At 61.0% G+C, this 23,149-nt stretch carries 25 protein-coding genes; 14 read left to right on the forward strand and 11 right to left on the reverse strand.

The window, feature by feature from the left end; translation table 11 throughout:
- Positions 1 to 40: 40 nt before the first annotated feature.
- The 4 genes from J3P89_RS23830 to J3P89_RS23845 all read right to left on the reverse strand — a co-directional run bounded on the left by J3P89_RS23830 (position 41) and on the right by J3P89_RS23845 (position 3,384).
- Positions 41 to 952, reverse strand: coding sequence for an SDR family oxidoreductase (locus tag J3P89_RS23830; RefSeq protein ID WP_434695824.1), 912 nt, complete (start codon positions 950 to 952; stop codon positions 41 to 43).
- A gap of 125 nt (positions 953 to 1,077) precedes the next feature.
- The gene (locus J3P89_RS23835; RefSeq protein ID WP_434695825.1) at positions 1,078 to 1,980 is read right to left on the reverse strand and encodes an alpha/beta fold hydrolase; all 903 of its coding nucleotides are present in this window, start codon (positions 1,978 to 1,980) and stop codon (positions 1,078 to 1,080) included.
- Positions 1,980 to 2,762 carry a class II aldolase/adducin family protein gene (locus J3P89_RS23840; protein ID WP_434569773.1) on the reverse strand — a complete coding sequence of 261 codons (783 nt, stop codon included), beginning with the start codon at positions 2,760 to 2,762 and terminating at the stop codon, positions 1,980 to 1,982. The genes J3P89_RS23835 and J3P89_RS23840 overlap by 1 nt, the downstream gene beginning before the upstream one ends.
- A gap of 166 nt (positions 2,763 to 2,928) precedes the next feature.
- Positions 2,929 to 3,384, reverse strand: coding sequence for a flavodoxin (locus tag J3P89_RS23845; RefSeq protein ID WP_434695826.1), 456 nt, complete (start codon positions 3,382 to 3,384; stop codon positions 2,929 to 2,931).
- 155 nt (positions 3,385 to 3,539) lie between these two features.
- Here J3P89_RS23845 and J3P89_RS23850 point away from each other — a divergent pair, with 155 nt between their 5' ends.
- On the forward strand, positions 3,540 to 4,016 hold the full coding sequence (locus J3P89_RS23850) for a PAS domain-containing protein (RefSeq protein WP_305501358.1): 477 nt from the start codon (positions 3,540 to 3,542) through the stop codon (positions 4,014 to 4,016).
- Between the two features lie 52 nt (positions 4,017 to 4,068).
- A complete protein-coding gene (locus J3P89_RS23855; RefSeq protein WP_434695827.1) occupies positions 4,069 to 4,674 on the forward strand; it encodes a hypothetical protein in 606 nt (201 codons plus the stop codon).
- A 63-nt stretch (positions 4,675 to 4,737) separates the two neighbouring features.
- On the opposite strand, the gene J3P89_RS23860 is transcribed toward J3P89_RS23855, so the two are convergent.
- Complete coding sequence (locus tag J3P89_RS23860) at positions 4,738 to 5,697, reverse strand: MerR family transcriptional regulator (RefSeq protein ID WP_434695829.1); 960 nt, start codon at positions 5,695 to 5,697, stop codon at positions 4,738 to 4,740.
- A gap of 220 nt (positions 5,698 to 5,917) precedes the next feature.
- On the opposite strand from J3P89_RS23860, the gene J3P89_RS23865 reads away from it, so the two are divergent.
- The 7 genes from J3P89_RS23865 to J3P89_RS23895 all read left to right on the forward strand — a co-directional run bounded on the left by J3P89_RS23865 (position 5,918) and on the right by J3P89_RS23895 (position 10,595).
- Positions 5,918 to 6,478 (forward strand): antibiotic biosynthesis monooxygenase, encoded by a 561-nt coding sequence (locus J3P89_RS23865; RefSeq protein WP_434653654.1) that lies wholly within the window; start codon positions 5,918 to 5,920, stop codon positions 6,476 to 6,478.
- A 200-nt stretch (positions 6,479 to 6,678) separates the two neighbouring features.
- Positions 6,679 to 7,383, forward strand: a complete 705-nt coding sequence (gene folM, locus J3P89_RS23870) for a dihydromonapterin reductase (protein WP_434695830.1) — start codon at positions 6,679 to 6,681, stop codon at positions 7,381 to 7,383.
- A gap of 20 nt (positions 7,384 to 7,403) precedes the next feature.
- Positions 7,404 to 7,961 (forward strand): GTP cyclohydrolase I FolE, encoded by a 558-nt coding sequence (gene folE / locus J3P89_RS23875; RefSeq protein WP_434569779.1) that lies wholly within the window; start codon positions 7,404 to 7,406, stop codon positions 7,959 to 7,961.
- Positions 7,962 to 8,342, forward strand: a complete 381-nt coding sequence (gene folX, locus J3P89_RS23880; protein ID WP_014340149.1) for a dihydroneopterin triphosphate 2'-epimerase — start codon at positions 7,962 to 7,964, stop codon at positions 8,340 to 8,342.
- Between the two features lie 97 nt (positions 8,343 to 8,439).
- Positions 8,440 to 8,736, forward strand: coding sequence for a DUF1244 domain-containing protein (locus J3P89_RS23885; protein ID WP_305496754.1), 297 nt, complete (start codon positions 8,440 to 8,442; stop codon positions 8,734 to 8,736).
- Positions 8,729 to 9,067, forward strand: a complete 339-nt coding sequence (locus J3P89_RS23890) for a HopJ type III effector protein (RefSeq protein ID WP_434695831.1) — start codon at positions 8,729 to 8,731, stop codon at positions 9,065 to 9,067. The genes J3P89_RS23885 and J3P89_RS23890 overlap by 8 nt, the downstream gene beginning before the upstream one ends.
- Positions 9,068 to 9,344: 277 nt before the next feature.
- Positions 9,345 to 10,595: a 2-aminoadipate transaminase gene (locus J3P89_RS23895; RefSeq protein ID WP_434695832.1), complete on the forward strand. Its 1,251-nt coding sequence runs from the start codon at positions 9,345 to 9,347 to the stop codon at positions 10,593 to 10,595.
- A gap of 196 nt (positions 10,596 to 10,791) precedes the next feature.
- Here the strand turns inward: J3P89_RS23895 and trxB are convergent, their stop codons facing one another.
- Positions 10,792 to 11,754 carry a thioredoxin-disulfide reductase gene (gene trxB / locus J3P89_RS23900; RefSeq protein ID WP_212799028.1) on the reverse strand — a complete coding sequence of 321 codons (963 nt, stop codon included), beginning with the start codon at positions 11,752 to 11,754 and terminating at the stop codon, positions 10,792 to 10,794.
- Between the two features lie 311 nt (positions 11,755 to 12,065).
- Between trxB and cysZ the strand changes: the two genes are divergently transcribed.
- Both cysZ and J3P89_RS23910 read left to right on the forward strand, forming a co-directional pair.
- A complete protein-coding gene (cysZ, locus tag J3P89_RS23905) occupies positions 12,066 to 12,824 on the forward strand; it encodes a sulfate transporter CysZ (RefSeq protein ID WP_434653658.1) in 759 nt (252 codons plus the stop codon).
- 39 nt (positions 12,825 to 12,863) lie between these two features.
- On the forward strand, positions 12,864 to 14,063 hold the full coding sequence (locus J3P89_RS23910; RefSeq protein WP_434695833.1) for a glycosyltransferase family 4 protein: 1,200 nt from the start codon (positions 12,864 to 12,866) through the stop codon (positions 14,061 to 14,063).
- 128 nt (positions 14,064 to 14,191) lie between these two features.
- Here the strand turns inward: J3P89_RS23910 and J3P89_RS23915 are convergent, their stop codons facing one another.
- The 3 genes from J3P89_RS23915 to J3P89_RS23925 form a co-directional block, all read right to left on the reverse strand.
- Positions 14,192 to 15,295, reverse strand: a complete 1,104-nt coding sequence (locus J3P89_RS23915; RefSeq protein ID WP_434695834.1) for an NADH:flavin oxidoreductase — start codon at positions 15,293 to 15,295, stop codon at positions 14,192 to 14,194.
- 249 nt (positions 15,296 to 15,544) lie between these two features.
- The gene (locus J3P89_RS23920; RefSeq protein ID WP_434695835.1) at positions 15,545 to 16,027 is read right to left on the reverse strand and encodes a glutathione peroxidase; all 483 of its coding nucleotides are present in this window, start codon (positions 16,025 to 16,027) and stop codon (positions 15,545 to 15,547) included.
- A 115-nt stretch (positions 16,028 to 16,142) separates the two neighbouring features.
- The gene (locus J3P89_RS23925) at positions 16,143 to 16,628 is read right to left on the reverse strand and encodes an FKBP-type peptidyl-prolyl cis-trans isomerase (RefSeq protein WP_305496761.1); all 486 of its coding nucleotides are present in this window, start codon (positions 16,626 to 16,628) and stop codon (positions 16,143 to 16,145) included.
- On the opposite strand from J3P89_RS23925, the gene J3P89_RS23930 reads away from it, so the two are divergent.
- Genes J3P89_RS23930 through J3P89_RS23940 form a run of 3 tightly spaced genes read left to right on the forward strand, consistent with a single transcriptional unit; the run spans position 16,597 to position 20,004 of the window.
- Entirely contained in the window at positions 16,597 to 16,935 is a 339-nt protein-coding gene (locus J3P89_RS23930; RefSeq protein WP_305496763.1) for a DUF3565 domain-containing protein, read from the forward strand. The genes J3P89_RS23925 and J3P89_RS23930 overlap by 32 nt on opposite strands.
- 60 nt (positions 16,936 to 16,995) lie before the next feature.
- Positions 16,996 to 19,095 carry a phosphate acetyltransferase gene (gene pta, locus J3P89_RS23935; protein WP_305496764.1) on the forward strand — a complete coding sequence of 700 codons (2,100 nt, stop codon included), beginning with the start codon at positions 16,996 to 16,998 and terminating at the stop codon, positions 19,093 to 19,095.
- Positions 19,096 to 20,004 (forward strand): acyltransferase, encoded by a 909-nt coding sequence (locus J3P89_RS23940; RefSeq protein WP_434695836.1) that lies wholly within the window; start codon positions 19,096 to 19,098, stop codon positions 20,002 to 20,004.
- Positions 20,005 to 20,196: 192 nt separating this feature from the next.
- Here the strand turns inward: J3P89_RS23940 and cysN are convergent, their stop codons facing one another.
- Together cysN and cysD are read right to left on the reverse strand one after the other, a co-directional pair.
- Positions 20,197 to 22,095, reverse strand: coding sequence for a sulfate adenylyltransferase subunit CysN (gene cysN, locus J3P89_RS23945; RefSeq protein WP_434695837.1), 1,899 nt, complete (start codon positions 22,093 to 22,095; stop codon positions 20,197 to 20,199).
- 9 nt (positions 22,096 to 22,104) lie between these two features.
- Complete coding sequence (gene cysD, locus J3P89_RS23950) at positions 22,105 to 23,022, reverse strand: sulfate adenylyltransferase subunit CysD (protein ID WP_007912374.1); 918 nt, start codon at positions 23,020 to 23,022, stop codon at positions 22,105 to 22,107.
- Positions 23,023 to 23,149 lie beyond the last annotated feature (127 nt).

Consider the following 23,149-nt stretch of genomic DNA (forward strand, 5'->3'; position numbering starts at 1 on the left):
GCGGTGCCGCGCCTGGCGACAACGTGCCCAGGGACGCGACTCAAATGGCGTGACGCTGCAGGTTCGCCATCATCTCTTTCAAAGCTTCCAGGTTGTCGTTCGGGTGGACTGCGTTTTCGAAGTCGCAAATCTGCTGCCAGTGAGCCGCGACGTCCTCAGGTGAAAACCCCTCGCGCGGATCAAAGCCGGCACCGAGGCTGCGCTCCCAGCGCACCTTGCCCATCCAGCCGCCGCCTACTTCGAATAATCCGGAAGTTTCCTGGCAGGCTTCGCTGGCCAGGTACACGACCAGCGGGCTGACGAGTTCAGGTTTGAGTTGTTCGAATACCTGCGGCGGGATCAGGCCTTCGGTCATCCGCGTGCCGCCGGTGGGGGCGATGGCGTTGACGAAGATGTTGTTCTTGCGACCTTCGATGGCCAGGGTGCGAGTGAGGCCGTACAGGCCAAGCTTGGCCATGCCGTAGTTGGACTGGCCGAAGTTGCCATAGATGCCGGACGTGGAGGCGGTGAAGATCACTCGTCCGTAGTTCTGCTCGCGCAGGTGCGGCCAGGCGGCGCGGGTGACTTTATAGGCACCTTCGACATGGACACGGTAAACCAGGTCCCAGTCGGCATCGTCCATCTTATGGAAGGTCTTGTCGCGCAGGATACCGGCATTATTGACGACCACGTCCACCCTGCCGAAGGCGTCGAGGGCGTTTTGCACAAGCTTGTCGCCATCGGTGACCGAGTCATGATTGGCTTCGGCAACACCACCGGCGGCACGGATTTCTGCCACCACCCGATCCGCTGCCGAGGCGTTGGCGCCCTCCCCCTGCGCCGACCCGCCGAGATCGTTCACCAGCACGCGTGCGCCCTGCCGGGCAAACAGCAGCGCATGAGCGCGGCCAAGGCCGCCGCCGGCTCCCGTGACGATCACGACTTTATCTTCGAAGCGCACAGATTCACTCATGGCAGAACTCCAGCAGGCCGATAGGACATTGCCACGAGTGTCCGGCACAAGTCGGCAGGCCACAATCAACTGGGCTCAGAGTGAATGGTGGGCGATAAGGTGAGGGGATGATGCCAGGCAATCGGTCATGAACAGGCCATTTGCCTGATCGGCGCCGCGATGATTTCGCGAAATGCCAGGTAATGCTTGAGTACCTGAACAGGTGCCTCGGTGTGTGGATAGTGACCAATGTCAGGCAACAGCACCGTGTCGGCGTTCGGAATCAAGGCGCGGTAACGCGCCACCATATGCGCACCGGAAATCGGATCGATTGCCCCGTCGATGACCCGCAACGGCACTTCGCCGCGCTGCATCGCCTGCACCCAACGGTCGCGTTGCACCCGTCGTTCGGGAATATAGGCGATGAGTTTGTGCATGATCCGCGGCCCGTGATGGGTTTCGACCAGGCTCCAGTAATCATCCATCTCGCTTTCGGTCGGGCAGGTCCTGGGGCCGAAAATCCGTTGGAAACTCTTCACCAGCCCGTCCCTGGAGAAGGCCCGGCCTATCAGCCACCCCAAGGGGCTGAGCAGCAACTTCTGCATCAGCACCGGGCGATGGGTCTCGGGGAACAGTCCACCATTGAGAAAGACACAACTGGCGACGTCGGCGCGCGCCTCGCTGTGCCGGGCAATCAACTCCTGGGCCACGCTGTCGCCATAATCGTGGGCCAGCACATGAACTCCCTGCGTCACATTCAAATGCGTCAGCAACGCTTGGTGCAGATCGGCCTGCTCCAACAGGCTATAGGTGTGATCCACGGGTTTATCGGAGTCACCGAAACCGAGCATGTCGCAGGCGATCACCCGGTAACGCTGTGCCAGCGGCTGCCACAGGTAATGCCAGTCCCAACTGGCGGTCGGGAACCCGTGGATCAACAGCAGAGGCTCGCCGTGGCCCGCCACCCAATAGCGGATAGCGTGACCTCGAAACATGAAGGTCTGTCCGCGCTGGCGCCAGATACGCAGCGGAATCTGGACCATGGGCATCAGCTTTTATAACCCGGATCTTGCTGGTCGAGTTTGCGCAGCAAGGCCGGCCAGGCCAGCGCGCCCCCCATGCCTTGGGCGCTTCGGGTCACCCCGGCAACCATCGCCCGGGCACCGGCCAGCACCTGAGGCTCGATGGCGATCAACTCAGCGCCGCCGGTCTGCGCCAGAACCTGGATGTCACAGGCTCGCTGGAAAATGAACATCATCAGGAAGGTATCGGCGATGGTGCCGCCACAAGTCAGCAGACCGTGGTTGTGAAGCATCAGGAAATTACTGTCGCCCAGGTCCGCTTGCAGGCGGGCCTTTTCTTCAGGATTGAGGGCGACCCCTTCGTAAGGGTGATACGCCAGGCTCGACAGCACGAACAGCGATTGCTGGCTGATCGGCAGGACGCCCTGTTTTTGCGCCGATACCGCGACACCGGCGGCCGTGTGGGTGTGCAACACACACATCACATCGTGCCGCACCTCGTGCACCGCACTGTGAATGGTGTAACCCGCCGGGTTTATCTCGTAGGGGCTGGGCATCAGCTTGTTGCCGGCCTGGTCGACCTTGACCAGGCTCGACGCGGTGATTTCATGGAACATCAACCCGAACGGGTTGATCAGGAAATCTTCGGTGCCGGGGACCTTGGCGGAGATATGGGTAAAGATCAGATCGTCCCAGCCGTGCAGCGCGACCAGCCTGTAACAGGCGGCAAGATCGACGCGGGTTTGCCATTCCGCGGCGCTGACCTGGTCCTTGATGCCGGGTGTCGATTGAATGGGCGTCACGCTCACGGTTATGACCTCTGGTTTCTTGTTATGGTGGAGGCGTATCCAACCTCCATGAACAGAAAACCAGTCTAGTCAGCTCCGCCAGGGCCGGTAGTTGCATTGGCAGCCAGCTTACTGACCTAGCGGGTCATCAGGCGAACATCCGCGATCAGTGCCGGCCGCTCCTCCATCAATGGCGCAATGCAGCGATCAATTCGCCCAGCCAGGGCTCGGCATCGCTTTCCGGCGTCACACTCTCGCTGGCATCCAGGCGTAACATGGCCAGCACCTCGTGCACGCCCAGCTCGGCGAACAATTCGCGCATCTGCTCGCCACCACCGCAGAACGTATCGCCATAGCTGGCATCCCCGAGGCCGATCACCGCACCGGGCAGGCCGCGAAACGACGCGGGCAAATGGTCGCGAATCGTCGAATACAATGGCATCAGGTTGTCCGGCAGCTCGCCCATGCCGGTAGTGGACGTTATGGCCAACAACGCCTGCGGGCCAAACGCCTGGATATCCGCCAGGGTTGCCCGCGGATTGTGGAATGTCTGGAAACCGGCGTCATCAAGCAATTTGGCGGCATGCCGGGCGACTTCTTCGGCGGTGCCGTATACGGAGCCGGAAAGGATGGCGACTTTCATCAATCTGATCCTGAAGCGGAATAAAGAGCCGCAATGGTAGCAGGCTGAACAGTGATGCCGGGATTGATTCTCAACAACCGATAATGGCAAGTAGACATCGCCCAGAGTTCTTCTAGAATGCAGCGCACGCAGGGATGACGATGGCTGGAGGCCTCATGATTAATGCTCACTTGATGCAGTTAGTGATCAGCGCTTCGAACGACGGGATCGTCATCGCCGAAAAGGAAGGCGACGAAGACAATATCCTGATTTATGTAAACCCGGCGTTTGAACGGCTGACCGGCTACAGCCGCGACGAGATCCTCTACCAGGACTGCCGTTTCCTGCAGTCCGGCGATCGCGATCAACCGGCCCTGGAGCACATCCGCATGGCCTTGAAGCAAGGCGGATCATGCCGACAGGTCCTTCGCAACTATCGCAAGGACGGCACGCCGTTCTGGAATGAGCTGTCGTTGTCGACCGTGAAAAACCAGGCTGACGGGCACACTTATTTCGTCGGTGTGCAGAAGGACGTGACAATCCAGGTGAAAGCTCAACAGCGAATCGCCCAGCTTGAAAAGGAGTTGGCTGAAGCACGGGAGACCATTGCGCGCCTGGATGCGACGAACGGCGCAAACAAAACGGCGAATTAATGGTCAGTCACTACAATCACCCGTGAACTCGCACATATTTTTCGAGCACTGTATGCAGCGCGACGCCCTTCTTACCCAGGATGAGCTGGATTTCATCCGGACCATGCAGCATAGCCCGCAGTTGAACGAGCGGGATGTCACGTCGAGCTTGCTGGTAAACGGTGGGTCGCAGATCCGTGACCTTTTGACGCGCCTGGCGGCAAACGAGCAGGTCACGTTACAAGCCAATTTCGAAAACCAGCAGATGACCTTTCCGTTGCATCTGGTGGAAGACGAATTCCATGCCATGCACCTGCGCCTGGGTGTGCCGAGCATCTATGAGGATGGACCAAAGGTGCGCCCATGGCGCCTGACGCTCCAGGCACCGGTTGCGCTGGAAAATGCCAAGGGTCAGCCAGGTCCTTTATGGGTGCACGAGGTATCTTGCAAGGGCGTTCTGCTGGAAATTCGCAACCGCACCAAACCGCCAAAACAGTTCGCGTTGTGGTTCAGCCCTTCAGGCTACGAGAGAATTTCGCTTCGCGGTACGTTCGAACGGGAAACCGATCAGGGCCTGTACGCCTACCATCTGAATCAGCATGACCAGGACGAAACCGAGCGCCTGCGTCAGTACATCCTCCAGCAACATCGTCTGACCCATCCGGCGATGCACCTCTAGGCTTTGTACGAAAAGTGCCTGCGCGACGATCGGCGACTTTTCGTACAAATCCTAGCAAGCCATTCAAGTGTCCAGGTTACCCGCCAGAAATTGACGCAAGCGTTGGCGCATCAGCATGCCTTCATTTCCCAGGCAAGCGATGGAAGAGCCCGCCAGGCTTTCCTGCGCCAGGTCGGACGCATCGCCGGCGAGCATGACCGGGCAATCGAGGCTCATCGCCAGCCTGTTCAGCCGCTTGGGCAGCTCCGCGGCCGGCGCATGATTGGAAACCAGCACGAGCGCCAATGGCTTGATCTTCTGGCAAATCAGGGTCAATTCGTCAAAGGGTTGGCCGACAGCCATGAGCCTGACATCCACCTCCGCCCTGGAGATGAATAGCGTCGTGACCAGCAACTCCAATTCCCGGCATTGGCCAGCTATGGCGCTGACCAGGACCCGGCGCGACGAAGTTTCGCGCTTCAGCAAGAGTCGTTGCATGACACGCGAGCGCAAGAAACCGTCGAAAAACAGCCACTCACTGGTCTGCCCGAACTCATGCTGGCGTTGGAGCAATGCTCGCCAGAGCGGCATCAGGATGTCCTGGAAGACGACCGGTGCCGTATAGCTGGAAAAAATCTGTCCATAGACCCGATCCAGCTCCACATCGTCAAAGTTGCCGACTGCTTCAGCCACGAGCTGTTGCCACTGGGCGTAATCGGCGCGCACCAGATCGGGCGAAATGAACCTGGAGGCTGGCTGGACCGACTCGGTCCTGGCGAGAATTTTCCCCACCTTGCTCACCGCTACCCCGCGTTCGATCCAGGCGAGAATGCTGCGAACCTTTTCGATATCGCCCAATGAATACAGGCGGTGCCCGCTTTCGGTGCGTGTGGGCTGGATGAGGCCGTAGCGCCGCTCCCACGCGCGCAAGGTCACCGGATTCACGCCAGTCACCCGCGCCACTTCACGGATGGGAAACAAGTCCTCGCTTTTCAAAGCCACGGAGGCCTGAAACGCAAGGTTCTCTTCGATGATCACGCTCATTCCGAAGGCTTACCCGGCTCGAATTGGATCCCAGTTTACTCCTCACCGGGGATGTCTTTACAAGGGAGATGGCGAACCATATTCGAATTTGTAGTTTTTTATCCTACAAGGAATAATCCTTGCTTGCCTTCAGGCATCGAACGCCGCCCCCTTACCCTCGGGCCGTTCTTCAAGCGAATCTCCTACCCGGAGTGCCGCAACCGTAACATGGAGATACAAAATGTCTGCCTCACCCGTCACGTTGATGGTTGCCCGCCGCGTCGCCAATGGCCGCTATCAGGACCTGATCGCCTGGTTGCGCGAAGGCGAGCAACTGGCGACCGACTTCCCCGGCTACCTGGGCTCAGGCGTACTTGCGCCGCCGCCCGAAGACGACGAATTCCAGATCATCTTCCGTTTCGCCGATGAGCAGACCCTGCATGCATGGGAACATTCGGCCTCGCGTACGGCTTGGCTGGGACGCGGCAGCGAGCTGTTTGCCCATCCCTCCGAACACCGTGTGCGCGGCATCGACGGCTGGTTCGGCGCCGTCAACCAACGCCCACCGCGCTGGAAACAGGCGGTGGCTATCTGGCTGGCGTTTTTTCCGGTTTCGTTGTTGTTCAATTTTCTGCTGGGGCCATTACTGGTTGAACTGGGCATGTTGAGCCGGGTGCTGATCAGCACGCTCATCCTGACGCCGCTGATGGTTTATCTGTTTATCCCGTTATCGACCCACTTGCTGGCGAACTGGCTCGCCGGCGCACCGCAACGACCAGTGCCGGCGACGCAGAACCATTAATGCAGCAGGACTTCGTGTGGGAGCGCGCCTGCTCGCGAAAGCGGCCTGCCAGCCAAATTGAATCCAGCTGGACCAACGCCTTCGCGAGCAGGCTCGCTCCCACAGTGAAATTGGCAATGCATTCACTGGATCGGTTGCCAATAGGTACACGGTATCCGGCACTGTTATAGTTTTGCTTCCGCCGCAAACCGAGCCGCCCCATGCCTACCGCTCCGATCCTCATCACCGGCGCAGCCCAGCGTGTCGGCCTGCACTGCGCCCGTCGGTTGCTGGAAGACGGGCAACCGGTCATCGCCACCTATCGCACCGAACGCCCGGGCGTGCAGACGCTACGGGACTCAGGGGCCACGATGCTGTTTGCCGACTTTTCCAGTGAAGCGGGAATCATCGCCTTCATCGAACAACTCAAGCAGCACACCGACCAGCTACGCGCCATTGTGCATAACGCCTCGGCCTGGCTGGCCGAAACCCCAGGCGATGAGGCGGCCGCCTTCGGCGCGATGTTTGGCGTGCACATGCTCGCACCTTACCTGATCAACCTGCAGTGCGCCGAGCTGCTGCAACGCTCGGTGCCGGCCGATATCGTGCACATCAGTGATGACGTGACCCGCAAGGGCAGCAGCCGGCACATCGCCTATTGCGCCACCAAGGCCGGGCTCGAGAGCCTGACCTTGTCGTTTGCGGCAAAATACGCACCCGCCATCAAGGTCAACGGTATCGCCCCGGCCCTGCTACTGTTCAATCCCGACGACGATTCAGCCTATCGGGCCAAGGCCCTGGCCAAATCCGCGCTGGGTTTCGAGCCGGGCAGTGAAGTGATCTACCAGAGCCTGCGTTATCTGCTGGACAACCCCTACGTCACCGGCACGACCCTGACCGTCAACGGTGGGCGGCACATCAAATAATCCTGTTCCGAGGAAGCGCAATGGCCCTGTCGCCCGAGCATTACCGCGAGATCCTGATCGGCCTGGGCGAAGACCCGGAACGCGAAGGCCTGCTTGACACACCGGTGCGGGCCGCGAAGGCCATGCAGTACCTTTGCCATGGCTATGAACAGAGCATCGAACAGATCGTCAACGGCGCCCTGTTCGCCTCCGACAGCGATGAAATGGTGATCGTTGCCGACATCGAACTCTATTCATTGTGCGAACATCACCTGCTGCCCTTCATCGGCAAGGCCCATGTGGCTTATATTCCTACGGGCAAGGTCCTGGGGCTGTCGAAGATCGCCCGGCTGGTGGATATGTTCGCCCGTCGCCTGCAGATCCAGGAAAACCTCACCCGGCAAATCGCTGACGCGGTGCAGCAGGTCACCCAGGCCGCCGGCGTTGCGGTGGTGATAGAAGCCCAGCACATGTGCATGATGATGCGCGGTGTCGAAAAACAGAACTCGACGATGAACACCTCGGTGATGCTTGGCGCTTTTCGCGAGTCCAGCACCACGCGCCAGGAGTTCCTGCAATTGATTCGACGGAGCCAATAAATGCCACAACTTCAACCCGCCATGGCGCGCATCAAGGTCAAGGACCTGCGCCTGCGTACGTTCATTGGCATCAACGAGGACGAGATCCTCAACAAGCAGGATGTGTTGATCAACCTGACCATCCTCTACGCGGCCCAAGAGGCAGTGCGCGATAACGACATCGACCACGCCCTGAACTACCGCACCATCACCAAGGCAATCATCGCCCATGTGGAGGGCAACCGATTCGCCTTGCTCGAACGCCTGACCCAGGAGTTGCTTGACCTGGTCATGGCCAACGAGTCGGTGCTGTACGCCGAGGTCGAAGTCGACAAGCCGCACGCCTTGCGCTTCGCCGAGTCAGTGTCGATTACCCTCGCGGCAAGCCGTGCTGCTTCGTAGCAGCCAAAAGTTTCAAGCTGTAAGCTTCAAGCCTGAACAACGCAAACCCACTTGCAGCTTGAAGCTCGCCGCTTGAAGCTGTCTCGCAGAGACTCCCATGAACGATCAACAACGCCTCGAACTCGAAGCCGCCGCCTTCCGCCGGCTGGTTGCCCATCTGGACAGCCGCAAGGATGTGCAGAACATCGACCTGATGAACCTCGCCGGTTTCTGCCGCAACTGCCTGTCGAAGTGGTACAAGGCTGCCGCCGACGAGCGTCAGGTCGAGGTCAGCCTCGACGATGCCCGCGAAGTCGTCTATGGCATGCCCTATGCCGAGTGGAAAGCTCAATACCAGAAAGAAGCCAGCGCCGAACAGCAAGCGGCGTTCGCCAAAGGAACTCCCGATGCCTGACCTGAACACCTTCCGCGCCAGCCTCAACAGTGGCGAACATGTTTTCGCCGATACCCTGGCCTTTGTCGCCGATGGCTACGATTACCAGCCCCAGGCTTTCAACAACGGTGGCGTCGAGAACGCCGCCGGGCAGAACGAAGGTTCGTGCAAGACCCTGGGCCTGGCGTTGCTTGAAGGCTTGAGCGATGAAGAAGCACTCCTGGCGTTTGGCGAGCATTACCGTTCGGTGCTGGCCACGCCCGAGGGCAGCGATCACGGCAATATCCGCGCGTTGATGGTCCATGGTCTCGCCGGCGTGAAGTTCGAGGCGCAGCCGCTGCAACGGCGCTGACCGTCCCGCTCTTGTGGCGAGGGAGCTTGCTCCCGCTGGGCTACGAAGTAGCCCGCTGGCCACGCGCCGCTGCAACTGATACACCGCACTTGCTGATTTGGGACTGCTTCGCAGTCCAGCGGGAGCAAGCTCCCTCGCCACAGAAGCGATTCTGGCAAGATTCACAGTTATCCACATCCCGACTTTTATGATTGACCCGGCAACTTTATTTCGTTTGCCGGACACCTCTCCCCGCGGCTTAGATAAAGGCAATATTTCTTCCTCCGAGCCGTCATCCATGAGCCGCGAAAGCATCAGCCAATCGATTTCCTTCGTTCACCCCGTCAGCCTCGACCATGGAAAAAACGCCGAAGTCTGGGACACGGATGGCAAGCGCTACATTGATTTTGTCGGCGGCATCGGCGTGCTGAATCTCGGCCACTGTCATCCGCGTGTCGTCGAGGCGATTCGCGAGCAAGCCACCCGGTTGACCCACTATGCGTTCAATGCCGCGCCGCACCGGCCTTATCTCGAATTGATGGAGCGCCTGGCGAGGTTTATCCCGGTGGACTATCCGGTTAGCGGCATGCTTACCAACAGCGGCGCCGAGGCAGCGGAGAACGCCTTGAAAATCGTCCGCGGCGCCACGGGGCGCACCGCCGTAATCGCATTCGATGGCGGCTTCCACGGCCGGACCCTGGCCACCCTCAACCTCAACGGCAAGGTTGCGCCCTACAAACAAAAAGTAGGTGTCCTGCCCGGACCGGTCTATCACCTGCCCTATCCCAGCCAGGACAACGGCGTGACCTGTGCCGAAGCCTTGAAAGCCATGGACCGGCTGTTCAGCGTCGAGATCGATGTAAACGACGTAGCCTGTGTCATCGTCGAGCCGGTGCAGGGCGAAGCCGGTTTCCTGGCGATGGACGTGACCTTCGCCCAGGCGCTGCGCCAGTTCTGTGACGACAAGGGCATCGTGTTGGTCATCGATGAGATCCAGTCCGGTTTCGGCCGTACCGGCCAACGTTTTGCGTTTTCGCGGCTGGGCATCGAACCGGACCTGATTCTGCTGGGCAAGAGCATCGCCGGCGGTGTCCCGCTGGGGGCGGTGATGGGACGCAAGGCCCTGATGGACAACCTGCCCAAGGGCGGCCTCGGCGGCACCTACTCGGGCAACCCTATCGCCTGCGCCGCCGCGCTGGCGACCCTGGACGAGATGACCGACACGAACCTGCGGGCCTGGGGGGCGCGCCAGGAGGAGGCCATAATAAGCCGCTACGAATCCTGGCGCCGCCGCGGGCTGTCTCCCTATCTGGGGCGGTTGACCGGAGTGGGCGCCATGCGTGGCATCGAACTGGCCCACGCCGATGGCACCCCGGCGTCGGCTCAACTGACGCAATTGTTGGCGGCGGCACGGGATTCGGGCTTGCTGCTGATGCCCAGCGGCAAATCCCGGCACATCATTCGGCTGCTGGCGCCGTTGACGACCGAGCCGGCGGTGCTGGAAGAGGGATTGGACATCCTGGAAGCGTGCCTGGCGGAACTGGCCTGAAATGCAATGCTCTGACCACAAAAAAACCTGTGGGAGCGAGCTTGCTCGCGATAGCGTCAGGTCAGCCAACATCTATGTTGACTGACACACCGTCATCGCGAGCAAGCTCGCTCCCACAAGGGCTCGGCATCCACCCGTTGGTCATGTGACAGGCATAAAGAAACCGGCCGAAGCCGGTTTTTTATTGCCCGATGGATCAGAACGAAACGTTCTGCAAGCCATCCAGGTAACGCTCGGTGTCCAGGGCCGCCATGCAACCGGCGCCGGCCGAGGTGATCGCCTGACGGTAGACGTGGTCGGCCACGTCGCCGGCCGCGAAGATGCCTTCGACGCTGGTGGCCGTGGCGTTGCCGTCGCGACCGCCCTTGACCACCAGGTAGCCGTCCTTGAGCTCCAGCTGGCCTTCGAACAACGAGGTGTTCGGCGTGTGGCCGATGGCGATGAAGACGCCGTCGACCTTGATCTCGTCAAAGCTGCCGTCGTTGTTCTTCAGGCGGGCACCGGTCACGCCCATGTTGTCGCCCAGCACTTCATCCAGGGTCGCGTTGAGCTTGAGGATGATCTTGCCTTCGGCGACGCGGGCGTTGAGCTTGTCGATCAGGATCTTCTCGGCGCGGAAGGTTTCGCGACGGTGGATCAGCGTGACCGTGCTGGCGATGTTGGCCAGGTACAGAGCTTCCTCGACTGCGGTGTTGCCGCCACCGACCACGGCGACCGGCTTGTTGCGGTAGAAGAAACCATCGCAGGTGGCGCAGGCGGACACGCCTTTGCCCATGAAAGCTTCCTCCGATGGCAGGCCCAGGTAGCGGGCGCTGGCGCCGGTGGCGATGATCAGGGCGTCACAGGTGTAGGTCGCGCTGTCGCCGGTCAGGGTGTAGGGCTTGGCGGCGAAATCCACGGCGTTGATGTGGTCGAAAACGATCTCGGTCTCGAAGCGCTCGGCGTGTTCCTTCATGCGTTCCATCAAGGCCGGACCGGTCAGGCCATGGACATCACCCGGCCAGTTGTCGACTTCAGTGGTGGTGGTCAACTGACCGCCGGCCTGCATGCCGGTGATCAGCAACGGCTTGAGGTTGGCACGTGCCGCATAGACCGCGGCGCTGTAACCGGCAGGGCCGGAACCGAGGATAATCACTCGCGAATGACGGACTTCAGACATGACCTGCTCCTGTTGACCGGACCCTGCGGCCCGGAACGCCGGCTATGCGGCGGGAATAAAAAAGGACTGTGGATGCACTTGGGGAAGGCTTGGGTTCGACAGTCCTGAAAAAGATTGGGTGCAGCGTATCGAGGGAGCGAAGATTAAGGAAATACGGTTTAACAATCCAGCTCATAGGTGAGCTCTATCCGCGGCAGCGCTCCCGATAGCTGCGACCCTGCGCTAAACCTTTGTTACACACCGTGTCGTGGCTTTCGCGCACCGAGCAAAGCCGGTAAGGTCGGCGCGTCCACCTACCCTCGGAGCCACCTATGCCCGCCGCCCCTGTCCTGTCCGGCCCGCAATATTTGCGAGAAGGACTCAAACTGGTCCTGAGCCCAAGCCTGCGCCTGTTTGTCTTGTTGCCGCTGGCGATCAATCTGGTGTTGTTCGTCGGGCTGATCTACCTCGCCGGTCACCAGTTCAGCCTGTGGGTCGACACGCTGATGCCGTCGTTGCCGGATTGGCTGAGCTTTCTCAGCTACGTGCTCTGGCCATTGTTCGTCGTCCTTGTCGTACTGATGGTGTTTTTCAGCTTCACCATGCTCGCCAATATCATTGCGGCGCCCTTCAATGGCTTTCTCGCCGAGAAAGTCGAGGTAGTGGTTCGCGGCACCGATGATTTCCCCGCGTTCAGTTGGGGCGAGCTGGTTGCGATGATCCCGCGTACCCTGGCCCGGGAGGCGCGCAAGCTCGGCTATTTTCTGCCCCGGGCCCTGGGGCTGTTCGTGCTGTCATTCATCCCGGTGATCAATATCGTCGCCGCACCGCTGTGGCTGCTGTTCGGCATCTGGATGATGGCGATCCAGTACATCGACTACCCGGCGGACAACCACAAACTGGGTTGGAAAGAGATGCTCGCCTGGCTGCGGGAAAAACGCTGGCAGAGCCTGGGCTTCGGCGGCAGCGTTTACCTGGTGTTGCTGATCCCCTTCGTGAACATTTTGATGATGCCGGCGGCGGTGGCCGGGGCGACGCTGTTCTGGGTGCGCGAACAAGGTGCCGAGACCGCTTTGGCCCGTCAGGGCTGAGCCGTCACAAATCCATCATCCTGGCGTCACAATGACGAAATGGCCCCGGTCGACACTGGGGTCATGACCACACTCCTGCACGTTACCCTCGTCACCGAAACCTTTGCGCCGGAAATCAATGGCGTAGCCAACACCCTGGGTCGTCTCTACGACGGCTTGCGTGCCCGCGGGCACCGGGTGGAACTGATCCGCCCCCGCCAGGCCGGGGACCAGGGCCTGGCCAGTGACGAGCAGTTGCTGCTATGCCGGGGCTGGCCTTTGCCCGGGTATCCGGGGCTGCAATGGGGGCAGGCGTCGATGCACAAGTTGCTCAGGCGCTGGAAACGTCATCGCCCGGACGTGCTGTATATCGCCACGGAAGGCCCGCTGGGCTTGTCCGCGCTACGAGCAGCGCGGCGCCTGGGGATTTCGGTGGTCAGCGGCTTTCATACCAATTTCCAGCAGTACACCCAGCAATATGGCCTCGGCTTGCTAAGTCGCGGGCTGACCCATTACCTGCGCTGGTTCCACAACCGCTCCAGCCTGACACTGGTGCCCAGCCTCAGCCAGCGTCTGGAACTGGAACGCCGGCATTTCGAACGCGTGGCGTTGCTGTCCCGCGGCGTGGACAGCCAATTGTTCCATCCAGCCAAACGCTCCACAGACCTTCGTGAAACGTGGGGCCTGGGCGAGGACGACATTGCAGTCATCCATGTCGGACGCCTGGCGCCGGAGAAAAACCTCGGGCTGCTCAAGCGCAGTTTCGACACGCTGAGTAGCGCCTTCCCGGCACGGCGAATCAGACTGGTGATAGTCGGTGACGGCCCGCAGCGGCCCGCCCTCGAACAGCTATTGCCCGAGGCGATCTTTTGCGGCGCACAGCGTGGCGAAGCGCTGGCTGCGCATTATGCGTCCGGGGACGTGTTTGTCTTTCCGAGCCTGACCGAAACCTTTGGCAACGTCGTGCTCGAAGCACTTGCCTCGGGGCTGGGCGTGGTGGCCTACGATCAAGCTGCGGCGGCGCAGCACATCCGTCACGGCTATAACGGCGTGCTGGCGATGCCTGGGGATGAAGAGGCTTTTTGCGACGCGGCCCGCTGGCTGCTGGAAGAGCGCGAGGCCTTGCGTTGTGTGCGGCTCAATGCGCGCCAGCATGCCAGTCGCCAGGGCTGGGCATCGGTGATCGAGCAGTTCGAGGCGCAGTTACGCGGGGTTTGTGTGGGTGAGCAGGTGCTGCCTGCGGCGCCGACGGTGCGTTGAGCTTCGGTGATTTTGAAATCGCCTTCGCGAGCAGGCTCGCTCCCACATTGGATCTCGGTCAAACATAAGATGTATGTTCACTGAGGATCGGATGTGGGAGCGAGCCTGCTCGCGAAGGCAGGCGCCACTCAGACCAACGTCATCAACGCCTCGCGGCTGAACGGCAGAATCTCCTGTTCGCGCCCTTCCCGCACTTTCTGCGCCCAGTCCGGATCCACCAGCAGCGCGCGCCCCACCGCCACCAGATCGAATTCCTCCTTGTTCAGGCGCTCGAGCAGATTCTCCAGGCTGGCCGGTTGCGCAACCTTGTCGGTGTTCACCATAAATTGCAGGAACTCACCATCAAGGCCGACGCTGCCGACGGTAATGGTGGGCTTGCCCGTGAGCTTGCGGGTCCAGCCGGCCAGGTTCAGGTCCGAGCCTTCGAATTCCGGCTCCCAGAAGCGACGCGTAGAACAGTGGAAGATATCCACGCCGGCATCCGCCAGGGGCTTGAGAAATTCTCCCAGCGCTTCGGGCGTCTGCACCAGGCGCGCGGTGTAGTCCTGCTGTTTCCATTGGGAAAAACGGAAGATGATCGGGAAGCCCTCACCTACCGCAGCCCGCACCGCGCGAATCAGCTCGATCGCAAAACGCGAACGGTTGGCCAGGCTGCCACCGTAACCGTCGGTGCGCTGGTTACTGCCTTCCCAGAAGAACTGGTCCACCAGGTAACCGTGGGCACCGTGGATTTCCACCCCGTCCATGCCAATGCTCTGGGCGTCTTTTGCCGCTTGGGCGAATGCCGCAATGACCTCGTCGATGTCCGTCTGGGTCATGCCATGGACCACGACCTGGCCGTCCTTGAGTTTTTCAGTCGGGCCGTAGCCCGGCACGGTGCCATCCGGCTCGGTGCCGAGGCGCCGCACGTTGCCCACATGCCACAGTTGCGGAACAATCTTGCCGCCTTCGGCGTGCACGGCATCGACCACTTTTTTCCAGCCGGCCAGCGCGGCGTCGCCGTAGAAGTGCGGTACGTTCGGATAGCCATTGGACGCCTGATGGCCGACCGTGGTGCCCTCGGTGATGATCAGGCCGACCCCAGCCGCCGCGCGACGACGGTAATACTCGATCACCTTGGAGTTCGGCACTCCGCCAGGCGAAAAGGAGCGCGTCATCGGCGCCATCACGACCCGGGTCGGCAATTCCAGCGCGCCGAGATGAAAGGGTTTGAACAGGGCTTTTACAGGCATGGGGCACTCCATGAAAACGAGGTCACAGATCGGATATGACGACGATAATATGGGGCATGCACAGCGCTGGGTAGCACTATTGATTGGAGTGATTAAGGATCAAAAGGCCGCGCTGAGGTATGGGCTCAAGCATCCCGTGGCGAGGGAGCTTGCTCCCGCTGGGCTGCGAAGCGGCCCTGGCTTCTGGCGGTCGCTACGCAACCGAGCGGGAGCAAGCTCCCTCGCCACGGAGCAATCACAAGCTGAGGTTCAAGCCAGCGCTTTTTCAATCGCCTGGATGACCGAAGGATCATCCGGCGACGTGCGCGGCGAGAAACGCGCCAGCACCCGGCCGTCCTTGCCGAGCAGGAATTTTTCGAAGTTCCAGGTGATGTCCCCGGGAAACTCGGCACCTTCACCCGCCAACAGACGGTACAGCTGGTGACGGTCGTGGCCGTTCACTTCCAGCTTGCTCGACAGCGGGAACGTCACGCCATAATTGAGGCTGCAGAATTCCTGGATCTCCTGCTCGGTCCCAGGCTCCTGGCCGGCGAACTGATTACAGGGCAGGCCCAGCACGCTGAACCCCTTGTCCTTGTATTGCTGATAAAGATTTTCCAGCGCCGCGTACTGAGGCGTCAGGCCACATTTGGAGGCGACGTTGACCACCAGCACGACTTGGCCCTTGAATGGCGCGAGGGGAAGCTCCTGACCATCCAGGGCTTGCAGTTTAAGGTCGTGGAAAGCACTCATGACGAACTCCAGGGTTTGCGGATCTTTTCGAAACAGCCATGGGCGATGCTAACAGCAAGCGACTAAAAAGGCGCCATAGGGCGCCTCTCCAGTCAACTTGAGCGTAGCGCAGAAATCAGTGCTGATGGCCGCCTTCACCATGGACGTGGCCATGGGCGATTTCTTCCTGGCTGGCATCACGGATGTCGACGATCTTGACCTGGAAGTTCAAGCGCTGACCGGCCAACGGGTGGTTGCCGTCGACAGTCACGTCGTCGCCGTCGAGGTCACGGATAGTGACGATTTGCATCTGGCCATCAGGCGCCGAAGCGTGGAACTGCATGCCCACTTCCAGCTCATCCACGCCTTCGAACATGCTGCGGCTCAGGGTGCTGACCAGCTCGGCGGAATATTCGCCATAAGCGTCTTCCGGCTCAACGGCCACTTTCAGCTCATCACCGGTGGTTTTGCCTTCCAGGGCTTTTTCCAGGCCCGGGATGATGTTGCCTGCGCCATGCAGGTAGACCAGCGGAGCGCCGCCGGCGGAGCTGTCGATGACCTCACCAGCGTCGTTGGTCAGGGTATAGTCGATGGAGACAGCCTTATTGGCGGCGATCAGCATGGGGCGAGACCTTTTGCATAAGAATGAAGAACGGACAAGTCTAAACAAGGATTTGCCCGAAAGCGAACGGAACCCGGACAAACGGGCTAGCTCGAACAGACCAACGGTCACCGGTTTCCATCAGGATGAGGACGGGCACTGGGTGGCCGAGCTGTCCTGCGGCCACACCCAGCACTTGCGCCACCAGCCACCGTGGCAATCCCGGGCCTGGGTGCTGGACCCGGCGCAACGTATTGAAAAAATAGGCCAGCCCTTTGATTGCGGCTGGTGCGCTCAAGGCCCGGTTAGCGCTAACCTTGGCGACTGAATTGACGGTAGACAGCCAGTCATAGGCTGCAGCCTTGCCATGCCCCTCTAGAGAATCCGCATGCAGACTTTTTTTATCGCGCCCACCGACTTTGGTGTGGGTCTGACCTCCATCAGCCTCGGGCTGGTGCGTACCCTCGAACGGGCCGGGCTGAAAGTCGGCTTTTTCAAACCCATCGCCCAGCCCCACCCTGGCGATACCGGCCCGGAACGCTCCACCGAACTGGTGGCCCGTACCCACGGCCTCAAGCCACCGCAACCACTGGGCCTGGCCCATGTGGAGCGCATGCTAGGCGATGGCCAGCTCGATGAATTGCTGGAAGAAATCATCACCCTCTATCAACAGGCCGCGATCGGCAAGGACGTGCTGGTCGTCGAGGGCATGGTCCCGACCCGCAGCGCCAGCTACGCCGCCCGGGTCAACCTGCACCTGGCCAAGAGCCTGGACGCCGAGGTGATCCTGGTGTCGGCGCCGGAAAACGAAGTGCTGACCGAACTGTCCGGTCGTGTCGAGTTGCAGGCGCAACTGTTCGGCGGGCCGAAAGATCCGAAGGTCCTCGGCGTGATCCTCAACAAGGTGCGCACCGACGAAAGCATGGAAGCGTTTTCAGCACGGCTCAAGGAGCACTCGCCCCTGCTGCGCAGCGGCGACTTCCGCCTGCTCGGCTGCATCCCTTTTCGCCCCGAACTCAACGCCCCGCGCACCCGCGACGTGGCCGACCTGATGGGCGCGCAGGTGCTCAACGCCGGCGACTACGAAACCCGGCGCATGAGCAACATCATCATCTGCGCCCGCACCATGCGCAACACGGTGGAGCTGCTCAAGCCCGGCGTACTGGTGGTCACCCCGGGCGATCGCGATGACATCATCCTGGCCGTGAGCCTGGCCGCGATCAACGGCGTGCCGCTGGCCGGCCTGCTGCTGACCAGCGACACCCTGCCCGACCCGCGCATCATGGACTTGTGCCGAGGCGCCTTGCAGGCGGGGTTGCCGGTGCTGTCGGTGAGCACCGGCTCCTACGACACCGCCAACCTGCTCAACAGCCTGAACAAGGAAATCCCCATCGATGACCGCGAACGCGCGGAGATCATCACCGATTTTGTTGCCAGTCACCTCGACGCCAACTGGCTGCACCAACGCTGCGGCACGCCCCGGGAAATGCGCCTGTCGCCGGCGGTGTTCCGCTACCAACTGATCCAGCGCGCCCAAGCGGCCAACAAGCGTATCGTCTTGCCCGAAGGCAGCGAACCGCTGACCGTACAGGCGGCGGCGATTTGCCAGGCCCGAGGCATCGCCCGTTGCGTGCTGCTGGCCAAGCCGGCCGACGTCGAAGCGGTGGCCCGCGCCCAAGGCATCGAACTGCCGCCTGGGTTGGAGATTCTCGACCCGGATACGATCCGCGAGCGCTACGTGGAACCCATGGTGCGGCTGCGCAAAAGCAAGAGCCTGAACGCACCGATGGCCGAGCAGCAACTGGAAGACACCGTGGTGATCGGCACCATGATGCTGGCGCTGGATGAAGTCGACGGGCTTGTCTCGGGGGTCATCCACTCCACCGCCAATACCATTCGCCCGGCGTTGCAACTGATCAAGACCGCACCCGGCTGTTCGCTGGTGTCCTCGGTATTTTTCATGCTGTTTCCCGAGGAAGTGCTGGTCTACGGCGACTGCGTGATGAACCCGCACCCCAGTGCAGCGGAGCTGGCCGAAATCGCCCTGCAAAGCGCCGATTCAGCCGCAGCGTTCGGCATCACGCCACGGGTGGCGATGCTCAGCTATTCCAGCGGCGAATCGGCCAGCGGTGAAGAAGTGGAGAAGGTCCGCGAGGCCACCCTGCTGGCCCACGAGGCACAACATGGCTTGCTGATCGACGGGCCGTTGCAATACGACGCCGCCGCCAACGAGGCCGTGGCTCGGCAATTGGCGCCCAACAGCCAGGTAGCCGGCCGCGCCACGGTGTTCATTTTTCCGGACCTGAACACCGGCAACACCACCCACAAGGCCGTGCAGCGCAGCGCCGACTGCGTCAGCCTCGGGCCGATGCTGCAAGGCCTGCGCAAACCGGTGAACGATCTGCCGCGCGGCGCCCAGGTCGATGACATCGTGTACACCATCGCCCTGACAGCGATCCAAGCCGCCAACCGACCTCTGGACATTTAAATGCTGGATTTCCTGCCTGCCCCCGTGCGCGGCGTCATTGCCTCGCTGCTGTTGGCGCTGAACACCATCGCCTGCTGTACGCCGCTGTTCGTCGTGGCGATCTTCAAGCTGTTGCTGCCCTTCCCCGCCGCCCAGCGTTTCACCGACTGGCTGATGAGCCACATCCATGAAGCCTGGATCAGTAACAACAAGGCCTGGATGAACCTGGTACGCCCTACCCGCTGGTACCTCAGCGGCCTGGAAGGCCTGGACTACCAGCACTCGTACCTGATCACCAGCAACCACCAGAGCTGGGTCGACATCATGGTGCTGCAATACGTGCTGAACCGACGCATCCGCCCATTGAAGTTCTTTCTCAAGCAGGAGCTGATCTGGGTGCCGGTGATCGGCCTGGCCTGGTGGGCGCTGGGGTTTCCGTTCATGAAGCGTTATTCCAAGGCGTATCTGGAAAAGCATCCGGAGAAGAAAGGCAAGGACCTGGAAACCACCCGCAAGACCTGCGCGAAGTTTCGCAACAACCCCGTGGGCATCTTCAATTTCGTCGAAGGCACGCGCTTCACCGAGGGTAAGCATGCCCAGCAACAATCACCGTTTCGCTACCTGCTCAAGCCCAAGGCCGGCGGCATCGCGTTTGTGCTTGATGCGATGGGCGAGCAGCTGGAGTCGATCATCAACGTGACGATCCATTATCCGGGCGGCCGTCCGGGCTATTGGGATTTGCTCTGCGGCAACGTTGGCGAGGTGGTGGTGCATTTCCAGGAGTTGAAGATCCCACCGCAGTTCATTGGTAAAAGCTACGATCAGGATGGGGAGTATCGCCTGGAATTCCAGGGTTGGATCAACCAGTTGTGGCAGGACAAGGATGCGCTGCTTGAGCAGATGCATCGCGAATTTCCAAACCGCCGCTGATTCCTTTGTGGGAGCGAGCCTGCTCCGGGCGGCGATCCGACGAAGGCGTTGGATCAGTCACATCTACTTAGACTGACGCACCGCTTTCGCGAGCAGGCTCGCTCCCACACTGGACCGGGGGTGTTCTCTCGAGAAATAAAAAGCCCGCGGATGATCACTCATCTGCGGGCTTTTTAGTTACAGCGGCGAGGCTTAGATCGCCCCACGCTTGCGCAGCAGATCCAGCACCTGCTTGACGCTCTCTTCCAGGGTCAGCGACTGGGTGTCGATCACCAGATCAGCATCCAGCGGCACGTCGTACGGGAAGGACTCGCCCGGGATGTTGTCGCCGGCGGCGGCGTACAGCCCTTGCGGATCACGCTGGGCGCACACCGTTGGCGAGGCCTGGACATAGACCGTTAGCAGGCGCTCGCGGCCGATCAGGTCCTTGGCCTGCTCGCGCCCTTCGGCACTCGGTGCAACGAAGGCGGCCAGGGTCAACAGGCCCGCTTCGTTGAACTGACGGGCGACGTGAGCCGCACGACGCCAGTTCTCGGTGCGCCCGGCACGGTCCTGCGGCAAGCCTTTGTTCAGGTCGTGGCGCAGGTTTTGACCATCGAGCACGAACACCGCGCGACCCATGTCGAACAGCTTGCGCTCTACCGCATAGGCGAGCGTGCTCTTGCCCGCGCCCGACAGGCCGCTGAACAGCACGGTGGCCGGCTGCTGGCCGAAACGCTGGGTGCGTTCTTCCACCGACACGTGGGCCAGTTTGCCGTGGTGCGTGCTGCTGCCGTGGGCCAGCGGCTGGGCGACGATCATGCCGGCACCGACGGTGCCGTTGGTCAGGCGGTCGATGATGATGAAGGCGCCGGTGGTGCGGTTGCTCTCGTAGCCGTCCAGGGCGATCGGCGCATCCAGGGCGATCTTCACCTTGCCGATTTCGTTGAGCTGCAATGCGCTGGCCGGACCTTCTTCAAGGGTGTTCACATCGACCTTGTTGACGATGCTGGCAATCGAGCCGGGCACGTAACTGGTGGCGCGCTTGATGTCGTACTTCTTGCCCGGCAGCATCGGCTCTTCGGCCATCCACACCAGCATCGCTTCGAAGCTGTCGGTCACCGGCGGAACGTTGTCGGCGTGTACCAGCAGGTCGCCACGGGAGATATCAATCTCGTCTTCCATGGTCAACGTCACAGCCTGGCCCGGGCCGGCGTGTTCCAGCTCGCCCTCGAAGGTGACGATGGATTTCACGCGGCTGCTCTTGCCCGACGGTAGCACCACGACTTCGTCGCCCTTGTGCACGATGCCGCTGGCAAGGGTGCCGGCGAAACCGCGAAAGTTCAGGTTCGGACGGTTGACGTACTGCACCGGGAAACGCAGGTCGGTGAAGTTGCGGTCGCCCGCCACTTCCACGGTCTCGAGAATTTCCATCAGCGACTGGCCGGTGTACCACGGCGAACGCTCGGACCTGTTCACCACGTTATCGCCCTTGAGCGCCGACATCGGCACGAAGTGCATGCTGGTGGGCTTCATCTTCAAGCCTTCGGCGAACTTCAGGTAGTCGGCCTTGATCGACTCGAATACGCCCTGGTCGAAGTCCTTGAGGTCCATCTTGTTGATGGCCACGACGATGTGCTTGATGCCCAGCAACGAGGCGATGAAGCTGTGGCGACGGGTCTGGGTCTGCACGCCGTAGCGGGCATCCACGAGGATGATCGCCAGGTCACAGGTGGAGGCACCGGTGGCCATGTTGCGGGTGTACTGCTCATGGCCGGGCGTGTCGGCGATGATGAATTTACGCTTGGCGGTTGAGAAATAGCGGTAGGCGACATCGATGGTGATGCCTTGCTCGCGCTCGGCCTGCAGGCCGTCGACCAGCAACGCCAGGTCGATGTCGTCACCGGTGGTGCCGACTTTCTTCGAATCGCGAGTGATCGCTTCCAGATGATCTTCGTAGATCATCTTCGAGTCGTGCAGCAGGCGCCCGATCAGGGTGCTCTTGCCGTCGTCGACGTTACCGCAGGTCAAAAAGCGCAGCAGCTCTTTACGTTCGTGCTGGCCCAGGTAGGCGAGGATGTCCTCGCTGATCAAATCAGATACGTGCGACATGACAACCCCTTAGAAATAACCCTGACGTTTCTTGTCTTCCATCGAGCCTGCGCCATCGTGGTCGATGACCCGGCCCTGGCGCTCGGAAGTTCGCGTCAGGAGCATTTCCTGAATGATGTCCGTCAGGCTTTCGGCCTCGGACTCCACCGCGCCCGTCAACGGGTAGCAGCCAAGGGTACGGAAACGCACTTTCTTCTTGACGATGCGCGCCTTGTCTTCGTCGGACAGGTGCTCGAGGATGCGCTCGTCGTCGATCATGATCAGCGTGCCGTTCTTCTCGATCACTTCACGCTCGGCGGCGAAGTACAACGGCACGATCGGGATGCCTTCGAGGTAGATGTACTGCCAGATGTCCAGCTCGGTCCAGTTCGACAGCGGGAAGACGCGGATCGACTCGCCCTTGTTGACCTTGCCGTTATAGACGTTCCACAGCTCGGGGCGCTGGTTCTTCGGGTCCCAGCGGTGCTTGCTGTCGCGGAACGAGTAGACGCGCTCCTTGGCGCGGGACTTCTCTTCATCGCGACGGGCGCCGCCGAATGCAGCGTCGAAACCATGCTTGTCGAGCGCCTGTTTCAGGCCCTCGGTCTTCATGATGTCGGTGTGCTTGGCGCTACCGTGGGTGAACGGGTTGATGTTCTGCGCGACGCCGTCCGGGTTGATGTGGGTGATCAGGTCCAGGCCCAGTTCTTCGACCATCTTGTCGCGGAACTTGTACATCTCCTGGAATTTCCAGCGGGTGTCGACGTGCATCACCGGAAACGGCAGCTTGCCGGGGAAAAACGCCTTGCGTGCCAGGTGCAGCATCACGGCGGAGTCTTTACCGATGGAGTACAGCATCACCGGGTTATCGAACTCGGCGGCCACCTCGCGGATAATGTGGATGCTTTCCGCCTCCAGCTGTTTCAGATGCGTCAGTTTGTCGACCATGGCTACTCACGAAAGCTTTCTTATGAACGGCCAGCGGGCCGTGTTCGAGCGGGGAATCCTAGCACAGCGACCTCTTCTAATCAGGGCGCCAACTAGATCGAAACAGCATATGGATATGCCCAGTGGT

Source organism: Pseudomonas sp. Z1-14 (genome assembly GCF_051132005.1).
Taxonomy (GTDB): domain Bacteria; phylum Pseudomonadota; class Gammaproteobacteria; order Pseudomonadales; family Pseudomonadaceae; genus Aquipseudomonas.